21 protein-coding genes are annotated in these 24021 nt (G+C 56.5%); 15 read left to right on the forward strand and 6 right to left on the reverse strand.

The genetic code is table 11. The features are described 5' to 3' along the window. Window positions 1-52 precede the first annotated feature (52 nt). The gene (locus ACMGGS_RS07000; protein ID WP_414166217.1) at window positions 53-913 is read left to right on the forward strand and encodes a ketose-bisphosphate aldolase; all 861 of its coding nucleotides are present in this window, start codon (window positions 53-55) and stop codon (window positions 911-913) included. 53 nt (window positions 914-966) lie between these two features. Beyond that, complete coding sequence (locus ACMGGS_RS07005) at window positions 967-1650, forward strand: D-lyxose/D-mannose family sugar isomerase (protein WP_414165535.1); 684 nt, start codon at window positions 967-969, stop codon at window positions 1648-1650. Between the two features lie 39 nt (window positions 1651-1689). Here the strand turns inward: ACMGGS_RS07005 and ACMGGS_RS07010 are convergent, their stop codons facing one another. After that, entirely contained in the window at window positions 1690-3420 is a 1731-nt protein-coding gene (locus tag ACMGGS_RS07010; protein WP_414165536.1) for an AsmA family protein, read from the reverse strand. Window positions 3421-3540: 120 nt separating this feature from the next. Continuing rightward, a complete protein-coding gene (gene xanP / locus ACMGGS_RS07015) occupies window positions 3541-4932 on the reverse strand; it encodes a xanthine/proton symporter XanP (RefSeq protein WP_414165537.1) in 1392 nt (463 codons plus the stop codon). A 273-nt stretch (window positions 4933-5205) separates the two neighbouring features. On the opposite strand from xanP, the gene gltS reads away from it, so the two are divergent. Next, window positions 5206-6408 (forward strand): sodium/glutamate symporter, encoded by a 1203-nt coding sequence (gltS, locus tag ACMGGS_RS07020; protein WP_414165538.1) that lies wholly within the window; start codon window positions 5206-5208, stop codon window positions 6406-6408. A 96-nt stretch (window positions 6409-6504) separates the two neighbouring features. On the opposite strand, the gene glpK is transcribed toward gltS, so the two are convergent. Together glpK and ACMGGS_RS07030 are read right to left on the reverse strand one after the other, a co-directional pair. Beyond that, on the reverse strand, window positions 6505-8016 hold the full coding sequence (gene glpK / locus ACMGGS_RS07025; RefSeq protein ID WP_414165539.1) for a glycerol kinase GlpK: 1512 nt from the start codon (window positions 8014-8016) through the stop codon (window positions 6505-6507). 22 nt (window positions 8017-8038) lie between these two features. Beyond that, window positions 8039-8884: an MIP/aquaporin family protein gene (locus ACMGGS_RS07030; protein WP_194207607.1), complete on the reverse strand. Its 846-nt coding sequence runs from the start codon at window positions 8882-8884 to the stop codon at window positions 8039-8041. A 433-nt stretch (window positions 8885-9317) separates the two neighbouring features. Here ACMGGS_RS07030 and zapB point away from each other — a divergent pair, with 433 nt between their 5' ends. From zapB to ACMGGS_RS07045, 3 genes are all read left to right on the forward strand, one after another. Next, window positions 9318-9557, forward strand: a complete 240-nt coding sequence (zapB, locus tag ACMGGS_RS07035; RefSeq protein WP_103676369.1) for a septal ring assembly protein ZapB — start codon at window positions 9318-9320, stop codon at window positions 9555-9557. A gap of 143 nt (window positions 9558-9700) precedes the next feature. Further along, window positions 9701-10690, forward strand: a complete 990-nt coding sequence (locus ACMGGS_RS07040) for a sulfate ABC transporter substrate-binding protein (protein WP_414165540.1) — start codon at window positions 9701-9703, stop codon at window positions 10688-10690. Window positions 10691-11082: 392 nt separating this feature from the next. Beyond that, complete coding sequence (locus tag ACMGGS_RS07045) at window positions 11083-11862, forward strand: CDP-diacylglycerol diphosphatase (RefSeq protein WP_414165541.1); 780 nt, start codon at window positions 11083-11085, stop codon at window positions 11860-11862. Window positions 11863-11875: 13 nt separating this feature from the next. Here ACMGGS_RS07045 and lsrK read toward each other — a convergent pair whose 3' ends face one another. Both lsrK and lsrR read right to left on the reverse strand, forming a co-directional pair. After that, a complete protein-coding gene (gene lsrK, locus ACMGGS_RS07050; protein ID WP_414165542.1) occupies window positions 11876-13468 on the reverse strand; it encodes an autoinducer-2 kinase in 1593 nt (530 codons plus the stop codon). A gap of 85 nt (window positions 13469-13553) precedes the next feature. After that, window positions 13554-14519 carry a transcriptional regulator LsrR gene (gene lsrR / locus ACMGGS_RS07055; protein WP_176917046.1) on the reverse strand — a complete coding sequence of 322 codons (966 nt, stop codon included), beginning with the start codon at window positions 14517-14519 and terminating at the stop codon, window positions 13554-13556. A 248-nt stretch (window positions 14520-14767) separates the two neighbouring features. Between lsrR and lsrA the strand changes: the two genes are divergently transcribed. From lsrA to ACMGGS_RS07100, 9 genes are all read left to right on the forward strand, one after another. Next, a complete protein-coding gene (lsrA, locus tag ACMGGS_RS07060) occupies window positions 14768-16303 on the forward strand; it encodes an autoinducer 2 ABC transporter ATP-binding protein LsrA (protein ID WP_414165543.1) in 1536 nt (511 codons plus the stop codon). Next, a complete protein-coding gene (gene lsrC, locus ACMGGS_RS07065) occupies window positions 16297-17343 on the forward strand; it encodes an autoinducer 2 ABC transporter permease LsrC (protein WP_414165544.1) in 1047 nt (348 codons plus the stop codon). Before lsrA ends, lsrC begins: the two co-directional genes overlap by 7 nt. Next, entirely contained in the window at window positions 17340-18338 is a 999-nt protein-coding gene (lsrD, locus tag ACMGGS_RS07070; protein ID WP_414165545.1) for an autoinducer 2 ABC transporter permease LsrD, read from the forward strand. Before lsrC ends, lsrD begins: the two co-directional genes overlap by 4 nt. Before the next feature lie 27 nt (window positions 18339-18365). Beyond that, on the forward strand, window positions 18366-19388 hold the full coding sequence (gene lsrB / locus ACMGGS_RS07075) for an autoinducer 2 ABC transporter substrate-binding protein LsrB (RefSeq protein ID WP_414165546.1): 1023 nt from the start codon (window positions 18366-18368) through the stop codon (window positions 19386-19388). A gap of 19 nt (window positions 19389-19407) precedes the next feature. Next, window positions 19408-20322 (forward strand): 3-hydroxy-5-phosphonooxypentane-2,4-dione thiolase, encoded by a 915-nt coding sequence (lsrF, locus tag ACMGGS_RS07080; protein WP_414165547.1) that lies wholly within the window; start codon window positions 19408-19410, stop codon window positions 20320-20322. Continuing rightward, a complete protein-coding gene (gene lsrG, locus ACMGGS_RS07085; protein WP_194207597.1) occupies window positions 20322-20612 on the forward strand; it encodes a (4S)-4-hydroxy-5-phosphonooxypentane-2,3-dione isomerase in 291 nt (96 codons plus the stop codon). The genes lsrF and lsrG overlap by 1 nt, the downstream gene beginning before the upstream one ends. A 9-nt stretch (window positions 20613-20621) precedes the next feature. Beyond that, window positions 20622-21377 carry an epimerase gene (locus tag ACMGGS_RS07090; protein ID WP_414165548.1) on the forward strand — a complete coding sequence of 252 codons (756 nt, stop codon included), beginning with the start codon at window positions 20622-20624 and terminating at the stop codon, window positions 21375-21377. A gap of 340 nt (window positions 21378-21717) precedes the next feature. Continuing rightward, complete coding sequence (locus ACMGGS_RS07095) at window positions 21718-23052, forward strand: MFS transporter (protein ID WP_414165549.1); 1335 nt, start codon at window positions 21718-21720, stop codon at window positions 23050-23052. Window positions 23053-23062: 10 nt separating this feature from the next. Beyond that, the gene (locus tag ACMGGS_RS07100; protein ID WP_414165550.1) at window positions 23063-24013 is read left to right on the forward strand and encodes an aminoimidazole riboside kinase; all 951 of its coding nucleotides are present in this window, start codon (window positions 23063-23065) and stop codon (window positions 24011-24013) included. Window positions 24014-24021: the final 8 nt, after the last annotated feature.

Raw genomic sequence — 24021 nt, forward strand, 5'->3', positions numbered from 1 at the left:
GCGCGTCAACGCCCTGGCAGGGCTTACTACACTCTGAAACTGGAGAATGATGATGTTAGTTTCGATGAAAGAACTGCTGAAACCCACCCGCCAGCACGGTTTTGCCATTGGCGCATTTAACGTGGCGGATAGCTGCTTTATCCGTGCCGTGGTTGAAGAAGCTGAAGCGACCAACACCCCGGCGATTATCTCCGTTCATCCCAGCGAGCATGACTTCCTCGGCGACAGCTTTTTTGGCTACGTCCGCGAAATCACCCGTCGCAGCCCGGTCCCGTTCACGCTGCACCTCGATCACGGCGCATCAGTAGAGCACGTGCTGCGCGCCATCCAGTGCGGCTTCACGTCGGTGATGATCGACGGCTCGCTGTTGCCCTACGAAGAGAACGTGGCGCTGACCCGTGAGGTAGTCAAACTGGCGCATGCCGTGGCTGTCTCCGTGGAAGGGGAACTGGGTACTATCGGGCAAACCGGCACGTCCGTGGAGGGCGGCGTTTCTGAAGTGACGTATACCGATCCGGCGCAGGCGGAGGATTTTGTCGCCCGAACCGGCGTCGATACACTGGCGGTGGCGATTGGTACTGCTCATGGGATCTACCCGAAAGGGATGCAGCCCAAACTCCAGATGCACATCCTGCGTGAGATCGCTGGCCGCTTGTCCATCCCGCTGGTACTGCACGGCGGCTCCGCGAACCCGGATGCGGAAATTGCCGAGTCGGTAACCCTGGGCGTCGGCAAAATCAATATCTCCAGCGATATGAAATATGCCTACTTCCAGAAAGTGCGTGAAATTCTGGGTAAAGAGACCTGGTGGGATCCGAATGTGATTTACCCGGAACCGATTAACGCCGCGCGTGAGGTTATTCGCTACAAAATGAAGCTATTTGGTTCAACCGGTAAAGCGACGCTCTATTAATTCCTGCGAGGCGGGTTCGCCCGCCTCAGATGGCGTCTGCACAGGAGGCTAACATGAAGCGTTCATCAATAAATTACGCGATAGATAAGGCGCACGCGGTCGCGGAAAGCTTTCGGCTGTGTTTACCTGATTTCGCTTACTTTACCGCCGCGGCGTGGCGGCAACAGCCGCTGGACGAATGGCAGGAAGTGCTGGATTTACAGCTTGGCTGGGATATTACCGATTTTGGCCGGGGAGATTTTGCCGATACCGGATTAACGCTGCTGACCTTACGCAACGGCGCGCTGCATCATGCGCAGTATCCGAAACCCTACGCCGAAAAAATGCTGCAAATCCAGCAGGATCAGCATACGCCCTGGCATTTTCATACGCATAAAATGGAAGATATCCTCAACCGGGGCGGCGGCGATTTATGTATGCAGCTGGCGTGGTCCACGGAGGATAATCAACAGGACCTGCGGCGGACCATTGACGTTGCTGTGGACGGGCGTCGCCGCACTCTTCGGCCCACGGACACGCTGGTGCTAAAACCGGGGCAGGGCGTTTGCCTTCCCCAGCGGCTTTACCACCGTTTCTGGGCGGAAAAATCGCTGGTGCTCGGCTGGGAAATTTCGATGGTGAATGACGACAGGCAGGATAACCATTTTCTTGAGGCAGGCGAACGCTACTCCACCGTTGAAGAAAACGAGCCGGTGAAGTGGCTGCTGTGTAATGAGTATCAGCGTCTGGTCGTTTAAATTATAACGCTACTGCGATGGTGGCGTTTCCCCTCTCCCTCAGGGAGAGGGCCGGGATGAGGGTGGACTCACCGGCACCGAACCTTCGTTTCCGCCGCTCACCATGCCGCCGCGCATCGTCTGCGTCACCTGCTGCTTACTCATATTCACCGCCCGCAGTTGACCGTTCACCGACGGTTTCAGCGGTGCATCGGCCTGTAACGTTCCGCTGGCGGTCAGTTGCACATTGCCGTCGCCGGAGATCGGCAGCGCGGGCCATCCCCACTGTTGCAGGATAGACAGCGGCACGCCGCGCCCGTTGAGGCTGACGTTAAGCTGCCGCTGTGGAAGCTGCGACACCGTAGCGGTAGCTTCCAGCAGCCCTTTTTCCGTAAAGGCGCTCAGTTCGCTGATATTCACCGTCGAGCCATTAGCGGTAAGCTTGATCGAGGGTCGGCGAACGTCCACCCGGTTGAACGTGGCGGCGGCGGCGTTCAGCCCGCCTGCGCCGCCCCAGATCCCCCACTGGCGATTTTTTGCCACCTGCAAATAGCTGCCGTAGCCGTCGAGCGCCGTAAGCTGCCACGGAAACGCCGGGTCGATATCAATCACCAGATTACGGCTGGCGGTCAGGCGGTTAATCGTCACGCCCTGTAACCACGGCGGGAGCTGGGTCATCCATAGCTGTTTCCAGTTAGGCGGCAGGGTGTATTCCAGCCCGGCGAGCGCAAAGTCGTCCAGCACCAGCGTTTTACCGTCGCGCAGCCAGTTGCCTGACGTGCGGACCATGCCGCCTTCCCAGCGCGAAGTGAACTGGCGCAGCGCCACGCCCTGCGGAGAAAACTCGGCGTTGAGAATGGGATCGTTCAAATGCAGCGAGCCGTAGATAAATTCGCTGGCGTTCATAGACAGCTTACCGCCCTGGCTTTGCCAGTCCTCTTTACTGAGCGTCAGATCGCGCAGGCTGAGATCGAGGTCGATAATTGCCCAGTCCGGCCCCTGAAGCTGTGCGTCCGTTACATCCAGACGGTTGATTTGCAGGGAGGGCACGGTCGTCAGCGGCGCAAAAAAGTCCGCCAGGGTTTTATCACTTTGCAGGCGGATGTCGTTCATTTGCAGGCTGTCGACGATCCAGCCGCCGTCGGCATTACGCCGCGCGGTGCCGGTCAGCGAACCGCGCGCCAGATCCGCGCCAATGGTGCTCAGATTAACGTTATTGTGATCGATACTGCCCTGAATCAGTACGTTGCTGGCAGGTACGCCGTTCAATGTCAGCGAGCCGGCGCTCATCATGATATCGGCTTTACTCCCGAGGACATTTCCCGCTTCCGGCAGCCACGGGCTTACGCCGCCGGTGACGCGCTGGGCGCTGAGATCCCAGCCGGTCTCCGGGCTGTTAAACGCCATATTTATTAACTGAAGACGGTCCGCGCGAATGGGCAATGGCGCGGTGGCAGGCGACAAATTCAGCGTGCCGTCCTGCAAAATAATCGCGTCCGCATGTAGCGGATCGGTGAACTGGCGGCTGCTCAGCCCGATATCCACGGTTTTGGCATCCAGCGTGGCGGGTTTACCGTCGCGGCCAAACGTTACGTTCTTTAATAAAATATGCGAAGGCGATGAGAAGCGGTGATCGATGGCGTCAAACGTCAGCTGGTAGTCGCTGTTATCGCTAATCCAGCCGCTGACCTGTTTCGCTCCCCAGCGCGTCTGAACAAGGAACCAGAACGCGATAATGACCACCAGTACGGCAATCAGAATCCAGGCGATCAGTTTTCCGAGAAATTTCATGGTCATCCTTCCCGAGAAATAAACATAAGGGAGTTATGCCCGAATTACAGGAAATCCTCAAGGAAGGAATAGTGAAAGTGCGTTACAGCGGCAGCGGGTCAGGCCCGCTGCCGCGGCAGATCAATTTTTCTCTGGCGGGAAAAGCAGGTTCAGCACAATCGCGGTAATGCCGCCTGCAGCGATGCCGGAGGAGAGCAGGTTTTTCACCCAGTCCGGGGCAAATTGCAGGATCAGCGGCTGCTGAGAGACGCCAAGACCGACGGCCAGCGACAGGGCGATAATCATGATGGCGCGGCGGTTCAGCGGCTCGCGGGAGACAATGCGCACGCCGGAGGCGGCGATGGTGCCAAACATTACCAGCGTTGCGCCGCCCAGCACCGGTTCCGGGATATGCTGCACAAAACCACTCACTGCCGGGAACAGGCCGAGCACGATCAGCATCAGCGCCACCACAAAACCGACATAGCGGCTGGCAACGCCGGTCAACTGGATCACGCCGTTATTTTGCCCGAAGCAGGAATTGGGGAAGGTATTAAAGACGGCAGAGACAAACGAGTTCAGACCGTTCGCCAGCACGCCGCCTTTCAGACGCTTCATATACAGCGGGCCGGAGACTGGCTGCTCGGAGACGTCGGAGGTAGCGGTGATATCGCCGATAGTTTCCAGCGAGGTGATCATAAACACCAGCATCAGCGGCAACAGCAGGTTCCAGTCAATACCAAGGCCGTAATATAGCGGCGTCGGCACCATGATCAGCGGGCTGTTGGTTGGCGCGTTGCCTTCCGGCAGCATGCCCATAAACCAGGCCAGCAGATAGCCAGCCGCCATCGCAATCACCAGCGAGGCGACGCGCAGGTACGGGTTGCGCTGACGGTTTAGCAGAATGATGACCGCCAGTACCACGCCCGCCAGCAGCAGGTTTTTCGGCGCGCCGAACGTGTGATCGTTCATCGCGGCAAAGCCACCGCCGATGGAGGTCAGGCCAACCTGAATCAGCGACAGCCCGATAATCATCACCACCACGCCGGAGACCAGCGGGGTAATAATGCGGCGCGCCAGATGCAGAATGCGGGAGATGACCATTTCAGTACAGCTTGCCAGCATCAGGGTGCCAAACAGCGCCGCCATCATGGTCGGAACGTCCGCACCGCCGGTTTTTAATGCCGTGCCGCCCATGATCAGCGGGGCGACAAAGTTGAAGCTGGTGCCCTGAATCGAGAGCAGCCCGGAGCCGACCGGCCCCCAGGCTTTAATCTGAATGATGGAAGCCACACCGGACGCGAACAGCGACATGCTGATGATGTGCTGGGTATCCTCTGCCGGTAATCCCAGCGCCTGACAAATCAGCAGCGCAGGGGTGATGACCGCAACGAACATCGCCAGCAGGTGCTGGCAGGCGGCAAACATGGTCTGGGGCAGGGGAGGACGATCTTCGAGGCGGTAAATCAATTCGCTATTCTGCACAGGAGCAATCGGTTGCGCGTGTTCAGATTCGACGGTGTGAGCAGACATCAGAGGCAATCCCGCGGTGGAAAAGGGGGGATTTTAGCCGACTGACAGGTAAAAGCAAACGGTTGCTTGCAGGGCGGCCATAAAAAGTTATGCACTATACGGCGTCATAACTTTTTGTACTAACAGACAGCCGAAAGGGCTTCATTCTCACTTTTTTGTCACTTTGGTCACATTATTGCTTACAATCGGTCCCTTACCTCATGATGAGGCCATGACGACATGGGAAATTTGTCGCGTATGAATGGATCATGCGTTGATTAAGGAGCTTAAGTTATGTTCTACCTTGATACATTATCGACGCTGGTAGCCGCCACCCTGGTGCTGCTGTTAGGGCGTAAACTGGTCCATACGGTCCCCTTCTTTGAAAAATACACCATTCCTGAACCGGTCGCAGGCGGCCTGCTGGTAGCGCTGGCATTGCTGGTGCTGAAAAAAAGCATGGGCTGGGAAATCGACTTTGATATGAGTCTGAAAGATCCGCTCATGCTGGCCTTTTTTGCCACCATTGGCCTTAACGCTAACATTGCCAGCCTGCGAGCGGGCGGCAAAGTGGTGGGCATCTTTCTGATTGCCGTGGTGGGGCTGCTGGTGATGCAAAACGCCATCGGCATCGGTATGGCAAAAGCGCTGGGTCTGGACCCGCTGATGGGGCTGCTTGCCGGGTCGATCACGCTTTCCGGCGGGCACGGCACCGGGGCGGCGTGGGGCAAACTCTTCTCCGAGCGTTACGGTTTCACCAGCGCGACCGAAGTGGCGATGGCCTGCGCTACCTTCGGTCTGGTGCTGGGCGGGCTGATTGGCGGGCCAGTGGCGCGTTTTCTGGTCAAACACTCGCCCACGCCGGACGGCACGCCTGATGATTTAGCCACCCCGACCGCCTTCGAAAAGCCCGATGTCGGACGCATGATCACCTCACTGGTGTTAATCGAGTCCATCGCGCTGATCGCGATTTGTCTGACGTTGGGGAAAGTGATTGCGAAACTGTTAGCGGGAACCGCGCTGGAGCTACCAACCTTTGTTTGCGTGCTGTTTATTGGCGTGCTGCTCAGCAACGGCCTGGCGTTAATGGGTTTTTATCGGGTATTTGAACGCGCGGTTTCGGTGCTGGGCAACGTCTGCCTGTCGCTGTTTCTGGCAATGGCGTTGATGAGCCTGAAGCTCTGGGAACTGGCATCGCTGGCGCTGCCGATGCTCGCCATCCTGGCGGTACAAACGCTGGCAATGGCGCTTTTTGCGGTGTTTGTGACCTGGCGGATGATGGGGAAAAACTATGATGCCGCCGTGCTGGCTGCCGGACACTGCGGTTTTGGTCTTGGCGCGACACCGACTGCCGTCGCCAACATGCAGGCCATCACCGAACGTTTTGGGCCGTCGCATATGGCATTTCTGGTGGTGCCGATGGTCGGCGCGTTTTTTATCGATATCGTCAACGCATTAGTGATTAAATTGTTCCTGATGATGCCGATGTTTAGCTGATACCGCCTGCAGTTCAGGTAACCGGGTAAGGCGTTAGCCATTACCCGGAAATTCTCCCCGGTGGCGCGACGCTTACCGGGGTTACTTTTGAAAATCTTATCCTTCGTCGTGATCTTCCCACGCCATCGCGCGTTTCACCGCTTTTCGCCAGCCGCTGTAACGGTAGTTACGCTCGGTGGTTTCGATGCCAGGACGGAACTCGCGTTCAATCACCGCTTTTTCCTGTAGCTCATCCAGATTCTGCCAGAAGCCTACCGCCAGACCGGCCAGATAGGCCGCGCCCAGCGCGGTCACTTCACGCACTTCCGGACGCTCCACGCGGGTGCCCAGAATGTCGGACTGGAACTGCATCAGGAAATTATTGGCAACCGCGCCGCCGTCCACGCGCAACGCGTGAAGACGAATGCCGGAGTCCGCCTGCATCGCTTCCAGCACGTCGCGGGTCTGGAAAGCGATGGATTCAAGGGTCGCGCGGATAATGTGATTGGAATTCACGCCACGAGTCAGGCCGAAGATCGCACCACGAGCATACGGGTCCCAGTAAGGCGCGCCCAGACCGGTAAAGGCGGGAACCACATAGACGCCGTTGGTATTCTGCACTTTAGTGGCGAAATATTCGGAGTCAAAGGCATCGCTGATCAGTTTCATTTCATCGCGCAGCCATTGAATAGATGCGCCTGCCATAAACACCGCGCCTTCCAGCGCATAGTTGACCTCGCCGCGCGGGCCGCAGGCGATGGTGGTCAGCAGACCATGCTCAGAGGCGACCGCTTTTTCCCCGGTGTTCATCAGCATAAAGCAGCCGGTGCCGTAGGTATTTTTCGCCATCCCTTCCTTCACGCAGAGCTGGCCGAACAGCGCCGCCTGCTGATCGCCGGCGATCCCGGCGATCGGAATACGCGTGCCGCCTTTACCGCCGATATTGGTCTGGCCATACACTTCGGAGGACTTGTGAACCTGCGGCAGCATGGCGCGCGGGATGTCCAGCACCTCCAGCATTTTGTCATCCCAGTCCAGTTCGTGAATATTGAACAGCATGGTGCGCGAAGCATTGGTGTAGTCGGTGACGTGAACGCGGCCCTGAGTCATTTTCCAGATAAGCCAGGTATCAACGGTGCCGAACAGCAGTTCGCCGCGCTTCGCCCGCTCGCGGGAGCCTTCAACGTGGTCGAGGATCCACTTCACTTTGGTGCCGGAGAAGTACGGGTCAATCACCAGTCCGGTGGTTTTACGGATGTAGTCTTCCATGCCGTCACGCTTCAACTGCTCGCAGATTTCAGCCGTGCGGCGGCACTGCCAGACGATAGCGTTATGGATTGGCTTCCCGGTTTCCCGATCCCAGACGATAGCGGTTTCACGCTGGTTGGTAATACCAATGGCCGCGATCTGATCGGAATTGATATCGGCTTTTGCCAGCACTTCGACCAGCGTGGAGCTTTGGGTGGCCCAGATTTCCATCGGGTCGTGCTCAACCCAGCCTGGCTTCGGATAAATTTGTTCAAACTCGCGCTGCGACACGCTAATGATGTTGGCGTCGTGATCCATCACGACGGCGCGGGAGCTGGTAGTGCCCTGATCGAGCGCAACGATATATTTTTTGTCAGTCATAGTCATAAGTCCCGTAGTCGTATTACAGCGAAGCTTTTTGCGTGGCAGCAGCGGCGTCTTTCTCTTCTTTTGCCACCGGAATATCACACGGCAGGTGCAGGCCAATCAGCTTACGATAGCCGAACGCGCCCAGCGCCGCGCCTACAATCGGTCCGAAAAGCGGCACCAGGAAGTAGGGAATATCTTTCCCGCCGGTGAAGGCAACATCACCCCAGCCAGCAAACCAGGCGAAGGTTTTCGGGCCTAAATCACGCGCCGGATTCATGGCGAAGCCGGTGAGCGGCCCCATTGATGCGCCGATAACCGCAATCAGCAGACCAATCAGCAGCGGTGCCAGCGGCCCGCGCGGAATGCCGTTACCGTCATCTCCCAGCGCCATAATCACGCCCATCAGGATAGCGGTAATCACCATTTCAACTGCGAAGGCCTGCACAAAATTGAGATGTGGATTGGGATAAGTAGAAAATATCCCCGCCAGATCAAGGCTTTCGACGCTGCCGCGCACCATATGATGCGTGAGTTCGTAATCGGCGAACAGGTTGTAGTAAAGCCCGTAGACCAGCGCCGCCGAGCAGAAGGCGCCGGCGAACTGGGCGATGATAAACGGTGCGACTTTGCGACCGTCAAAACAGGCGAACAGCCAGAGGGCGATGGTGACCGCCGGGTTGAGATGCGCACCGGAGACACCAGCGGTCAGGTAGATGGCCATCGCGACGCCCAGCCCCCAGATGATGCTGATTTCCCATTGGCCAAAGCTCGCGCCCGCGACTTTCAATGCGGCAACGCAGCCGACGCCAAAAAAAATCAGCAGCCCGGTGCCTAAGAATTCTGCAATGCACTGACCTTTCAGAGTGGTTGTTTGGCTCATAATCCGATCCTAAAGCAAAGTGAGAAGCACTATGTGCGTAACGGTCGAAGACGACCATACAGCATTGTATGTTTAATGTTAATTTATCGTTAACGAGCAAAAACGAGAAATATCGAAATTAAAAAGTGTGTGTTGCGTCAACAAAATGAGCGTTTTCGCGCTATGTAGTGTATTTTTCCGCCAGAAAAATAATGAGAGCTGAATCATTTCATTAACGCATAGGTTAACAATTAAGTGGTATTTGCGACGAACGCATCAGGTTTTGGCTGAAAATTGCCGCAATCCGCAAACAGCGCGGGTTGGCGCTGGACAGTAAGGGCGGGGCTTCATACAATCGAAGCTATGGTAGTGTGCTAATTCATTAAGGCGTCGCCGGTGTTCGGGACGAGGATTTATATCCATCAACGCCTTGCAATTCAGGAGAGGTAGGACGATGTCATTAGAAGTGTTTGAGAAACTGGAAGCAAAAGTACAGCAGGCGATTGATACCATCACTCTGTTACAGATGGAAATCGAAGAGCTGAAAGAGAAGAACAACAACCTGTCTCAGGAAGTTCACTCTGCACAGCAGAACCGTGAAGATCTGGAGCGTGAAAATCATCATCTGCGCGAGCAGCAGCAGGGCTGGCAGGATCGTCTACAGGCGTTGCTGGGCCGCATGGAAGAAGTCTGATTTCAGACCCTCTCTCTACGGAGGGAGGGTTTTCCCCTTTTTATATTCCTCCCGGTTATAGCCAATCTTTTTTTATTCTTTAATCATTGATCGCCTTTCTGGCACGCTAACTTCATCACAACACAACATACAGAGAGTGGGCGATGAATAAGTGGGGCGTGGGATTAACTCTTTTGCTGGCGTCAACCAGCGTTCTGGCTAAGGATGTTCAGCTATTAAACGTGTCTTATGATCCAACGCGCGAGCTGTACGATGAGTACAACAAAGCTTTTAGCGCCCACTGGAAAAAAGAGACCGGCGATAACGTGGTGATTCGTCAGTCGCACGGCGGCTCAGGCAAACAGGCGACGTCGGTGATTAACGGGATTGAAGCCGATGTGGTAACCCTGGCGCTGGCCTATGACGTTGATGCCATCGCCGAGCGCGGACGCATTGATAAAAACTGGATCAAGCGTCTGCCGGATAACTCTGCGCCGTACACCTCGACCATTGTGTTCCTGGTGCGCAAAGGCAACCCAAAACAAATTCATGACTGGAACGACCTGATTAAACCGGGCGTTTCGGTGATCACCCCGAACCCGAAAAGCTCCGGCGGCGCACGCTGGAACTACCTGGCGGCCTGGGGCTACGCCCTGCACCATAACAATGGCGATCAGGCTAAAGCACAGGAGTTCGTGAAATCGCTGTTCAAAAACGTCGAAGTGCTGGATTCCGGCGCGCGCGGTTCCACCAATACCTTTGTTGAACGCGGTATCGGCGACGTGCTGATTGCGTGGGAGAACGAGGCGCTGCTGGCAACGAATGAACTGGGTAAAGACAAATTTGAAATCGTGACGCCGAGCGAGTCCATCCTGGCGGAGCCGACCGTGTCCGTGGTCGATAAAGTGGTTGAGAAGAAAGGCACTCAGGCGGTAGCGGAAGCGTACCTGAAGTATCTCTACTCGCCGGAAGGACAGGAAATTGCGGCGAAGAACTTCTATCGTCCGCGCGATCCTGAAGTCGCGAAGAAATATGACAGCGAATTCCCGAAACTGAAGCTGTTCACGATTGATGAAGAGTTCGGCGGCTGGACTAAAGCGCAAAAGGAGCATTTTTCTAACGGCGGCACGTTTGACCAGATTAGCAAGCGTTAAGCGCGGGTGACCTAACCTGCCCGGTGGCGCTGCGCTTACCGGGCCTACGGTAGAAGCACATTGACACCGTAGGCCGGCGTAAGCGCAGCGCCGCCCGGCATAACGCCCCCGATGTTAACGTCTGACACCTTCCCGTAGGCCGGCGTAAGCGCAGCGTCGCCCGGCATAACGCCCCCGATGTTAACGTCTGACACCTTCCCGTAGGCCGGCGTAAGCGCAGCGCCGCCCGGCATAACGCCCCCGATGTTAACGCCTGATACCTTTCGTAGGCCGGTGCAAGCGCAGCGCCGCCCGGCATAACTTTCCACCGATCTCAACGGCCCTTGCGGGCCGTTTTTAATTGGTCATCAATATGCGGTACCCTTTGGCAAAAAGCATCAAGAGATCGGATAATGAAAAACGTTAAACGTGTCATCGTTGTGCTGCTTATTGCGGTAGTTGCGCTCGCGGCAGGCGGTTTTTACTGGTTGCACTCTGGCAATCCTGACGCCCTCAGGCATATCACTTTCGCGCAATGCGTTTCCGGACAACAGCAGCACCATAACCCGGCCCCCTGTAAAGAAGCGGATCTGCGGGCAGGCTACGTGCTGTTAAAAGATAAAAACGGCCCGCTGCAATACCTGCTGATGCCCACTCAGCGGATCAACGGTATTGAGAGTCCGCTGCTGCTCCAGCCACAGACGCCCGATTACGTCTGGCTGGCGTGGCAAAAGCGCGACGTGCTGAGCGAACAGAACGGTTCGCCCGTGCCGGATTCGGCAGTCTCGCTGGCCATCAATTCCCGCCTCGGGCGCACGCAAAACCACTTCCACATTCATATCTCCTGCCTGCGCCGCGATGTGCGTGCGCACCTGAACGATAACCTGACCACCATCAGCACCCGCTGGCTGCCGCTGGAAGGTGGTCTGCGCGGCCACGATTACCTGGCGCGCCGGGTGACGAAAAATGAGCTGTCGCAGCGCAGCCCGTTTATGATGCTGGCGGAAGAGGTGCCCGGCGCACGGGAGCATATGGGACGTTATGCGCTGGCAATGGCGCAGCAAAGCGACGGCTCGCTGGTACTGCTGGCGACCGAGCGTAATGTGCTGATGTTGAATCTGGCGTCAGCCGAGGAACTTCAGGATCACAACTGCGCGATCCTGAAGTCGTCCGGACCAGACGGCGGGCAATAATAACGGACACCGCTTAAAGCCCCGGCGCTTTCCACAACGATGTCGTCAGCCCGTCATCCACCAGGCCGCGCTGATCCAGATAGACTGCCTGCCATTTCTCCCGCGCCTGCTGATAAACCTCATGATTTTTGGGATCGGGTTTATGCTCCCGATCCCAGCGCACCAGGCTTTCGCCGGTCAGCGCCAGCGAGGGCCAGATATCCGCGCCGACGCCCGCCGCGATGGCGCAGCCTAACGCCGTCGCCTCTTTCACTACGGGTACCCGTACCGTTAAGCCGGTGACGTCGGCCAGGATCTGACTCCATAATTTGCCTTTCGCGCCGCCGCCAGCGAATACCAGCGAATCGGCCTGTACGCCCGAGAAATCGGCGATCTGCTGTAAATTACAGGCGGAGACAATCGCGGCGTTCTCTTCCAGCGCGCGAAACAGCGTCGCTTTATTACATTTTTCAGGATCGATAGAGAGATTGATAAACGACGGCGCAGCGTGATACCAGCGCTTAAAACGCATCACATCGGAGAAGATGGGCATCACGCCGTGCGCGCCCGGCGGCACCCGGCTGGCCATTTCTTCAAGCAGCGTGTAGGCGTCAATGCCCAGCCGTTCGGCAATCAGCTTCTCTTCCGCGCAGAAGGCGTCGCGGAACCAGCGCATCGTCAGGCCGGTAAAGAAACTGATCGATTCGGTCTGTACCATTCCCGGAATAACATGCGGGTTGATACGCACATTCATATTCGGATCGGTCGCCGGAGAGGGGAGGTTGACCACCTGCTGCCAGAAGGTGCCGCCCAGAACCGCCGTTTGCGCGGGCTGGACGACGCCGAGGCCGAGGCATCCCAACTGCACGTCACCACCGCCGACAATGACCGGCGTACCCGCAAGTAACCCACTCTGTTCCGCGGCGCGTCGGGTTATTTTCCCCAGTGGCGTGCCGGTCTCTTTCACCGGCGACAGAATATCGGAGCGCAGACCCGCCATTTGCAGCAGGCTGCGTTTCCAGTCGCGGGTGACTAAATCCAGCAGTCCTGTGGTTCCGGCGTTGGACGGATCAACCGCCAGTTCGCCGCTGAGCATATACGCCATCCAGTCGCTGATCATCGTCACCGTCGATGCCCGACGGTAAATATCCGGGCGGTGATGTGCCAGCCAGAGCAGGCGGGGGATGGCACTCAGCGCCAGCGTCTGCCCGGAGCAGCGGTAAACGTTCTCTTCAAAGGTGTTGTCGTACAGCTCTTTCAGCTCGCTGACCTCATGCGCCGCGCGCGCATCCACGTTAGCGCAGGCCCAGATCGGCTCGCCGTCGCCATCGTAAATCACGATCCCTTCGCGCATGGAGCAGGCGGAAACGGCGACAATCGCGGCGGGAGAAATGTCCGCGTTATGTAACGCCTGACGGATGCACTGGCAGGCCAGCAGCCAGTTTTTTGTCAGGTCAAACTCCATCGAGCCGGGCACGTCCGGCACCGCCAGATGCTGCCATTCCGCCTGCCCAACAGCGATTTGATTGCCTTGTAGATCGAAAATCACCGCTCTGACGCTGCCGGTACCGGCGTCCAGAGCCATCAGGTAATGCCCTGATTCAGCGTGGGTACAGAGTCGAGCCATGTGTTTGTCCTCGGCTATTTATGTCGTCACCTGGACTCCTGTCAGTTGCTGCTCCATCTTGTAGAGGTAAGCGTTCATTTGTTTATTATTTTTCAATCAGTTGAAGCATTCGCGCGGCGGTCGCCTGATCGGTGACCAGCGCGTTGATATAATTGCCTTTCATGGCGGCGATGATCGATTCTGCTTTCTCTTCGCCACCCGCGACGCCGATAATGGTTGGGATTGTGGAGAGTGAGTTTAAACTCAGGCCAATTAACTCCTGATGAATTTTGATCTCCGGGATAACCTCGCCGTTGGCATCAAAAAAGTAACCGAGAATATCGCCCACCGCGCCTTTGCGGCCAATCATCAGTTGTTCGCCAGTGGTGATATAGCCGGAGCGCAAAATCGTCGCCTCTTCTTTTTGACTGATAGCGCCAATGCCGACCACCGCGACATCCGCCGCCTGCGCCGTCAGCATCACGTCCCGGACGCTGTTTTCGTTACGCAGCGTCCGGGCAATCTCCGCCGATGAGGCGCGCAGCGGCGCGGGCATAATGCTCACGCTACAGGCGGCGTCCAGTTGGCCGATGCCGGTCATATAGGGTCCGACGCCGCCGGATAGCGTGACCAGCCGGATACGCTGCGCGGAAATAAACCCGCTCAGCCGTTTCAGCGTGGTCATGGTCGCTTCGCCAAAACCCACCGCCAGCAGTTGCTGCGGTTGCAGGGACTCCATCAGCATATGCGATGCGCCGATCCCCAGCCGCATGCCAATATTGGCGTCAGGCAGTGCGGGCAGGACGCGGATGTTACGCAGTGAAAACCGGCTGCGTAGTGCGTCTTCATACTCCAGACACCCTTCAAAACGCGAGTTGATCTGGACGCGGATAATGCCCGACTGGTGGCCCTTCTCCAGCAGTCGCGACACTTTCAGCCGCGTAAGCCCCAGGCGTTCGCTGATTTCACTTTGTGTCAGGCCGTCGTGGTAATAAAACCATGCAATGCGTGCGACCTGCTCCTCTTCACACATTCCGTATTCCGATATCAAGGTGCTGTCATTGGTCGTCATAATAGCGCTTCACTTTGAACATTTATAATTCATTAACACAATTGTTCAGTCATCCACAACAATTCGCTGTGACTTACACCACAATATTTAACAGTGGCTGAACTTTTTGCACAAGAAAGTTCATTTATTCATGAAATGTGATCCTGGTGATGTTTTTGTAAACAATTTGCTACTACTGTTTTGAACAATTCGTTTTCTAAAAAACATTTGTTCAATCCAGCACTCATCATTGAGCGAGCGGAGGCAAAATGCAACCCAGTCATCTTTCTGCACCCCCACTGCTTTGCGTGCAGGACATCCGCAAGCACTATTCCGGCGTTGATGTTCTGAAGGGCATCGACTTTACGCTCCATGCCGGAGAGGTGCATGCGCTGCTTGGCGGTAACGGCGCCGGAAAATCGACCCTGGTGAAAATCATTGCCGGTATTGTGCCGCCCGACGGCGGCACCATCGATATCGCGGGCGTGCGGTGCCAGCATTTATCGCCGCTCAAAGCGCATCAGATGGGCATTTACCTGGTACCACAGGAGCCGCTGTTATTCCCCAGCCTGTCGGTGCAGGAAAATATTCTGTTTGGCCTGCGGGGGCGTCAGGCGTCGGTCGACAAAATGCAGCAGTTGCTGACGGCATTGGGCTGCCAGCTTGATCCCGCCAGTATCGCCGGGACGCTCGACGTGGCGGATCGGCAAATCGTTGAGATCATGCGCGGGTTGATGCGCGATTCGCAAATTTTAATCCTTGATGAACCGACCGCCTCGCTCACTCCGGCCGAAACCGATCGGCTGTTTGTCCGCCTGCGCGATTTACTGAAAAAGGGCGTCGGCATCGTGTTTATCTCCCATAAACTGCCTGAGATCCGCCAGCTCGCCGACCGCGTCAGCGTCATGCGCGATGGCAAAATCGCACTGGCCGGGAAAACGCAGGATCTGACCACCGACGCGATTATTCAGGCTATCACGCCCGCGTCTACCGGCGTAAACCTTTCCGCCAGCCAGAAGCTCTGGCTGGAACTTCCCGGCAGCCAGCCACGGAACGAGCGGGGTGCGACGGTGCTGACGCTGGACGATCTGACCGGCGAAGGCTTTATGCATATCAGCCTGGAGGTGCGCGCCGGGGAAATCCTTGGACTTGCCGGGCTGGTGGGCGCGGGTCGCACCGAGCTGGCTGAAACGCTCTATGGCATCCGCCCACTACGGGCGGGACAGATAACGCTGAACGGTAAAGAAATCAGCGGGTTGTCTGTGCGCCAGCGTTTACAACACGGGCTGGTATATTTGCCGGAAGACCGCCAGTCTTCAGGATTACATCTTGATGCCTCGCTGGCCTGGAATGTCGGTTCGCTGACCCATAATCAGCGCGGCCTGTGGGCTAATTCCCGGCGTGATAACGCCATTCTTGAGCGTTATCACCGGGCGCTCAATATCAAACTCAACGATGCAGAACAGGCGGCCCGCACGCTGTCCGGCGGCAATCAGCAGAAGGTGCTGATTGCCAAATGTCTGGAAGCCTCTCCACAACTGCTGATTGTCGATGAACCCACCCGCGGCGTGGACGTCGCGGCCCGCAGCGATATTTATCAACTCCTGCGCAGCATTGCCGAGCAGAACGTGGCGGTGCTGTTTATCTCCTCCGATCTGGAAGAAATCGAGCAGATGGCCGACCGCGTGTACGTCATGCACCAGGGCGAACTGGGCGGTCCGCCGCTGTCCGGTGACGATATTAACGTCGACACCATTATGCACGTTGCTTTTGGCGAGCATCACGCGAAGGAGGCAACATGTTGAAATTTATTCAAAATAACCGGGAGGCGACCGCGCTGCTGGCGATTGTCTGCCTGTTTGTTTTCCCCGGCGCGCTGGACGGCAACTATTTGAGCATGCAGACGCTGACCATGATTTTCAGCAGCGCGCAGATTTTGATGCTGCTGGCGATGGGAGCCACGATGGTCATGCTGACGCGCAATATCGACGTGTCGGTGGGATCGACCACCGGGATGTGCGCGGTACTCCTCGGGTTAATGCTGAATGACGGATATAGCCTGCCGGTCGCCTGTTTTGCCACGCTGCTTCTCGGCATGGCGGCGGGGTTCTTTAACGGCGTGCTGGTGGCGTGGCTGAAAATCCCGGCGATTGTCGCCACGCTCGGCACCCTGGGACTGTATCGCGGCATCATGCTGCTGTGGACCGGCGGCAAGTGGATCGAAGGCTTACCTGCCAGCCTGAAACAGCTCTCCGCGCCTGCTTTCCTCGGCATTTCCGCTATCGGTTGGTTCACGCTTGTGCTGCTACTGGCGATGGCCTGGCTGCTGGCAAAAACCCCGTTTGGCCGCCATTTCTACGCCACTGGCGATAATTTGCAGGGGGCGCGTCAGCTCGGCGTGCGTACCGAAATGGTACGGATTATTGCCTTTTCCCTGAACGGCTGTATGGCGGCGCTGGCCGGGATCGTCTTTGCCTCGCAGATTGGTTTTATCCCCAATCAGACCGGCACCGGGCTGGAGATGAAAGCCATTGCCGCCTGCGTGCTGGGCGGGATCAGTCTGCTCGGCGGTTCCGGGTCGGTGATCGGGGCCATTCTCGGGGCCTACTTCCTTACGCAAATCGACAGCGTGCTGGTGCTGCTGCGCATCCCGGCCTGGTGGAATGACTTTATCGCCGGTCTGGTGCTGCTCGGCGTGCTGGTGTTCGACGGTCGCCTGCGTCGCGCGCTGCAAAAAAACCTGCGGCGTCAGAAATACGCCCGCTTTATGCCGTCCGCGCCGCCGCAACGTAAACCCGTGCGTAAACCGTCTCAACACAATAAAAAACGGGAGATTGCACAATGACTCTCTGGCGACGCTATAGCTGGGAACTGGCTCTGGCCGTGTTACTGGTGCTGGAAATCCTGGCCTTCGGCTTCATTAACCCGCGGCTGCTGGACGTGAATGTCCTGCTGTTCAGCACCAGCGATTTTATTTGTGTCGGGATTGTCGCTCTGCCGCTGACGATGGTGATTGTCAGCGGCGGGATGGACATCTCGTTTGGATCGACCATTGGCTTGTGCGCCATCGCGCTGGGCTTCTTATTCCAGGCTGGCGTGCCGTTACCGCTGGCCATCATCCTGACGCTGCTGCTTGGCGCGTTATGCGGGCTGATCAATGCCGGATTGATTATCTACACCGGCATTAACCCGCTGGTGATCACCCTCGGCACCATGTATCTGTTTGGCGGCAGCGCGTTGCTGCTGTCCGGGATGTCGGGCGCGACCGGTTATGAAGGGATCGGCGGCTTCCCCGCCGCGTTTACCGATTTCGCCAACCTCGCGCCGTTCGGCATGCCTGTTCCGCTGATCTTCTTCCTGGTATGCGGCGTCTTCTTCTGGCTGCTGATGCACCGCACCCACGTGGGGCGCAATATTTTTCTGATCGGCCAGAGCGCGCGCGTGGCGCAGTACAGCGCGCTGCCGGTGAACCGCACGCTGTATACCATTTACGCCATGACCGGCGTTGCCTCTGCCATCGCCGCCGTCCTGCTGGTTTCTTACTTTGGCTCTGCCCGTTCGGATCTTGGTACGTCTTTCCTGATGCCTGCAATAACGGCGGTGGTGCTGGGCGGGGCGAATATTTATGGCGGTTCGGGGTCGATTATCGGCACTGCCGTAGCAGTATTACTGGTGGGCTTTCTACAGCAGGGCCTGCAAATGGCGGGCGTGCCGAACCAGATTTCCAGCGCGCTGTCCGGCGCATTATTGATTGTTGTTGTCGTGGGTCGTTCCGTCAGCCTGCACCGTCATCAAATCGTTGAGTGGATCTCACGTCGCCGCACTGCGCGGCAGGCGTGATGTCGTGTTGAAATTATGGAGAGAAAAATGGCAAGACAAAACATGAAGACGCTTACCTTACTCGTCGCACTCGGCCTCGCCTCCACGACCATCACGGTGCAGGCGGCAGAGCGCATCGCATTTATCCCCAAACTGGTGGGCGTTGGCTTTTTCACCAGCGGCGGTAATGGCGCGAAGGAAGCCGGGAAAGAGCTGGGTATTGATGTGACTTACGATGGTCCGACCGAGCCGAGCGTTTCCGGCCAGGTTCAACTGGTGAATAACTTCGTTAACCAGGGTTATGACGCGATTATCGTTTCTGCTGTGTCGCCTGACGGCCTGTGTCCGGCGTTAAAACGCGCCATGCAGCGCGGCGTGAAAGTGCTGACCTGGGACTCCGATACCAAACCGGAATGCCGCTCGTACTACATCGATCAGGGCACGCCGAAACAGCTCGGCGGCATGCTGGTGGATATGGCCGCGCATCAGGTCACCAAAGAGAAGGCAAAAGTAGCGTTCTTTTACTCCAGTCCGACGGTCACCGACCAGAACCAGTGGGTGAATGAGGCGAAAGCAAAAATCGCCAAAGATCATCCGGGCTGGGAAATCGTTACTACCCAGTTTGGCTATAACGATGCCACTAAATCGCTGCAAACGGCGGAAGGGATCATCAAAGCGTATGGCGATCTGGACGCCATTATCGCTCCTGATGCCAACGCCCTGCCTGCCGCGGCGCAGGCTGCTGAAAACCTGAAGCGCGACAATATCGCCATCGTCGGCTTCAGTACGCCGAACGTCATGCGCCCGTATGTGAAACGCGGCACCGTCAAAGAGTTTGGCCTGTGGGATGTGGTGCAGCAGGGCAAAATCTCGGTTCACATCGCTAACGCATTGCTGAAAAACAAGCCGATGAATACCGGAGACAAGCTGGATATCCCGGGCGTGGGGCAGGTGGAAGTGTCACCGAACAGCGTGCAGGGCTACAGCTATGAAGCGAAAGGCAACGGCATCGTGCTGCTACCGGAGCGCGTGGTGTTCAACAAAGACAATATCGATAAATACGATTTTTGATCTCGCGATGGAGTAAATAATGGCTGATTTAGATGACATCAAAGACGGTAAAGATTTCCATACTGATAAACCGCAAACCAATACCCCCTTTACCTTAAAAGGCTGCGGCGCGCTGGACTGGGGAATGCAGTCCCGCCTGTCGCGCATTTTTAATCCACGTACTGGTAAAACGGTGATGTTAGCCTTTGACCACGGGTATTTTCAGGGTCCAACCACCGGGCTGGAACGGATTGATATTAATATTGCGCCGCTGTTTGAACATACGGATGTTCTGATGTGTACCCGTGGCATATTGCGCAGCGTGGTGCCGCCCGCCACCAATAAACCGGTGGTCTTACGCGCCTCGGGAGCGAATTCGATTTTAACCGAACTGAGTAATGAAGCGGTGGCGGTGGCGATGGACGATGCGGTACGGCTGAATAGCTGCGCCGTCGCCGCCCAGGTCTATATTGGCACCGAGTATGAGCATCAGTCGATCAAAAATATTATTCAGTTAATCGATGCGGGACTGCGGGTAGGGATGCCAACGATGGCGGTGACCGGCGTCGGCAAAGACATGGCCCGCGATCAGCGCTATTTCTCCCTGGCGACACGTATTGCGGCGGAGATTGGCGCGCAAATCATCAAAACCTATTACGTCGATAAAGGCTTTGAACGGATTGCGGCAGGCTGCCCGGTGCCGATTGTGATCGCTGGCGGCAAAAAACTGCCCGAGCGTGAAGCGCTGGAGATGTGCTGGCGGGCCATCGACCAGGGAGCCAGCGGCGTGGATATGGGACGTAATATTTTCCAGTCGGAGGATCCGGTGGCGATGATCAAAGCGGTCCATGCCGTTGTGCATAAAAATGAGACGGCAGAACGGGCTTATGAGCTGTTTCTTAGTGAAAAAGGCCAGGCAGTAAACCGTTCAGACAGGCATACAGGAGGAGAATAATGCACGTCACACTGGTGGAAATTAATGTTCACGAGGACAAAATCGGACAGTTTCTTGATGTCTTTCGCCAGAATCATCTCGGTTCTGTGCAGGAGGAGGGTAACCTGCGTTTTGATGTTCTTCAGGATCCGGATACGCCGACGCGGTTCTACATCTATGAAGCCTACGTGGATGAGCAGGCCGTCGCGCTGCATAAAACCACGCCGCATTACAAAGCCTGCGTAGAGCAGCTCGAACCGCTGATGAGCGGCCCGCGCAAGAAAACGGTTTTTATCGGCCTGATGCCCTGAGGAGCGCCCATGAACCGCGAGTTTGCCGGACTCAGCCGTGAACAGTGCGTGGCGACGCTGAAGTCTTATCCGCTCAGCGTCGGTATCCTTGCCGGGCAGTGGCTCTCGCTTCACCATTATCTGCAACAGCTTGAAGACCTGGCCTCGCCGCTGCTGCATCTGGATCTGATGGATGGTCATTTTTGCCCGCAGTTCACCGTCGGCCCCTGGGCAGTGGGACAACTGCCGCAGGCGTTTCTTAAAGATGTGCATCTGATGGTGGCGGATCAATGGACTACGGCGCAGGCCTGCGTAAAAGCAGGCGCGCACTGCATCACGCTCCAGGCGGAAGGCGATATTCACCTGCATCATACGCTAAGCTGGCTCGGTCAGCAGACCGTACCGGTGACCGGCGGCGAGATGCCGGTGATCCGCGGTATCAGCCTGTGTCCGGCAACGCCGCTGGAGGTGATTGTGCCTGTGCTCAACGAGGTGGAGGTCATTCAACTGCTGGCGGTGAATCCGGGCTACGGCAGCAAAGTCAGCGCGGAGGCTTTACACGATCGCCTGGCGCGGTTGCTGGCACTGCTGGACGACAGGCGGGAAAGTAAAATCATCACCGTTGATGGCTCGCTGGCGCGTGAACAGGTGCCGCCGCTGATTGCGCAGGGCATCGACCGGGTCGTTTCCGGCAGCGCGCTGTTTCGTGACGATCGGCTGACGGAAAATGTGCGTAGCTGGCGCGCAATGTTTGGCGATCGCGGGCGGGACGCCACGTCGTTATAACCCTCTGTCCTCGCTGAAATTTACCTATAGTGCCTGTCTCTTTATCGTTAAGTGACAGGCTTTTTCCTGTGTTTTATCCCTTCTTGATCTTTCCTTCCCATTGACCCTTTGCTGGCTGGAAATGCCTCCGCCATTGACGGTTATTTATACAAAATTATGTGAGCGCGATCAAAAGATATAAAGGTATACCTTTATATCTTTTAGGCGATGGCTATACTCGCTCTGAAACCATCGTAAACAGTGAATACGATAGTTTCTATATAAAAACGTTTTTATTTCATGATGTTAAATTGCGGGTTCTTCGAGATGTTTTCGCCTTTACACCTGAAGGAATATCGACATGAAACTTTCTATCGTGGAAAAAATCGGCTTCGGCGCGGGGGATATGGCGATAAACGTCGTGATTATCGCTATGCAGCTGCTGTTAGCTTATTTCTATACCGATATTTATGGCCTGAAGGCCGCAGATGTCGGCGTACTGCTGGTTGTGGTACGCATGATCGATGCCATTATCGATCCGGCGATGGGCATTCTCACCGATAAGCTGAATACGCGTTGGGGACGCTATCGTCCGTGGCTGCTGTGGTTTGCCCTGCCGTTTGGTTTTGCTGTCTACCTGATGTTTATCACGCCTGACATGGCCTATATGGCTAAGCTGGCCTGGGCGTATGGCACCTATATTTTGATGACGCTGGTGTATACCGCTATCACCATCCCCTATATTTCCATGATTGGCGTGATTACCAGCGATCCCGTCGAGCGTTTGAGCGCTAACGGTTATCGCTTCGTCATGACCAAGATCGCCGCTTTTCTGGTGACCATCGTTGTGCCCATGCTGGCCGTCTGGCTGGGGCAGGGCAATAAAGCGCTCGGTTATCAACTCTCAATGGGATTGATGGGCGCAATGGGCGCAGTGTTATTTATCTTCTGTTTTCTGACCACCCGCGAACGCAGCGAGCCGGAAATTACCTCGCTCTCCGTCGGCAAGCAGTTCAAATATCTGCTGCGTAACGATCAGTGGATTATTCTGGGTGTGGTTATTCTGCTGCTGATGTGCGGCTATGTTATTCGTGGCTCCGTCGCAGCGTATTACGCTAAGTATTACCTCAACGGTGGCGATAGCCTGATTTCACCGTTCCTGACCACCGGCGTGGTGGCGTCAATTCTGGCGATGATCGCGACTACCTGGGTGACGAAGTTCTGGGACAAAATAAAAATGTTCCGCTACACCCAGTTAATCACCTTTATTCTGAGCGCACTGATGTATTTCTTCGTCGGACGGGAAAACCTCGTGCTGGCATTCGCGTTCTATTTCCTCATTAACTTTTTCTGCGATATGCAAATGCCGGTGTTCTGGTCCTCCATTGCCGAAGCGGTGGATTATGGCGAGAAGAAAACCGGCCTGCGCGTTTCCGGTCTTGCTTTTGGCGGCATTCTCTTTTTCCAGAAATTTGGTATGGGCGTCGCGGGTGGCGTGCTGGGCTTCCTGCTGAGCCATTTTGGTTATCAGGCCGACGTTGAGCAGAGCGCCCGTTCATTGACCGGTATTGCGCTGATGATGACGCTCATTCCGGCGATATTTCATCTGCTGGTTGGGCTGCTGATGAAAAAGTATCTGATTAATAACCATTATTACCGCGATATTCAGCGCGATTTGGCGCAGCGTCAGGCATAAGGAGGCGCACATGAATAAGATTTGGGTGATTGGCGATGCGTCTGTTGATCTCGTCCCGGAAACGCAAAATACCTATCTGAAATGTCCCGGCGGCGCGTCGGCGAATGTTGCTGTCTGCGTAGCCCGTCTGGGAGGCGCGTGCGGTTTTATCGGTTGCCTTGGCGACGACGATGCCGGCCATTTTCTGCGGCAGGTTTTTGAGGATAATGGCGTGGATGTCGCTTTCCTCAGACTGGACGCGGCGCTCACCAGCGCGGTGCTGATCGTCAATCTGGCGGACGACGGGGAGCGCAGCTTTACCTATCTGGTCCATCCGGGGGCCGACACCTGTGTTTCGCCGCAGGACCTGCCGCCCTTTCGCAAGAATGAGTGGTTCTGTTTTAGCTCGATTGGCTTAACTGACCATCCCGCGCGTGAAGCGTGCCTGGAAGGGGCCAGAAGGATGCGCGAGGCCGGCGGCCACGTTCTGTTTGACGTCAATTTACGGACCACCATGTGGCAGGACAGCAGTGAGATCCCCGCGCTGATTGCCCAGTCCGCCGCGCTGGCGTCTGTCTGCAAAGTCTCTGCTGATGAACTGTGCCAGTTAAGCGGAGCTAACCGCTGGCAGGATGCCCGTTATTTTCTGCGTGAACTGGGGTGCGAGACCACCATCATCTCCCTGGGAGAGGAAGGCGCACTGTTGATTTGCCCGGAGGGGGAATATTACTTTCCCGCGCCGCACGTTGAGGTGGTGGACACCACCGGCGCGGGCGATGCGTTTGTCGGCGGCCTGCTTTTTACGCTCTCGCAGACTGATAACTGGCGTCAGGCATTACTGGCTGAGGCGATCGGTACCGCCAACGTCTGCGGCGCAATGGCGGTGACGGCAAAAGGTGCGATGACCGCACTGCCGTTCCCTGACCAGCTCAACACTTTCTTGTCCAGTCATCCGCTGGCGCAAGTCGTTACCGTGAAATAAGGAGTCAT

Source organism: Superficieibacter sp. BNK-5 (assembly GCF_047456055.1).
GTDB lineage: Bacteria > Pseudomonadota > Gammaproteobacteria > Enterobacterales > Enterobacteriaceae > Superficieibacter.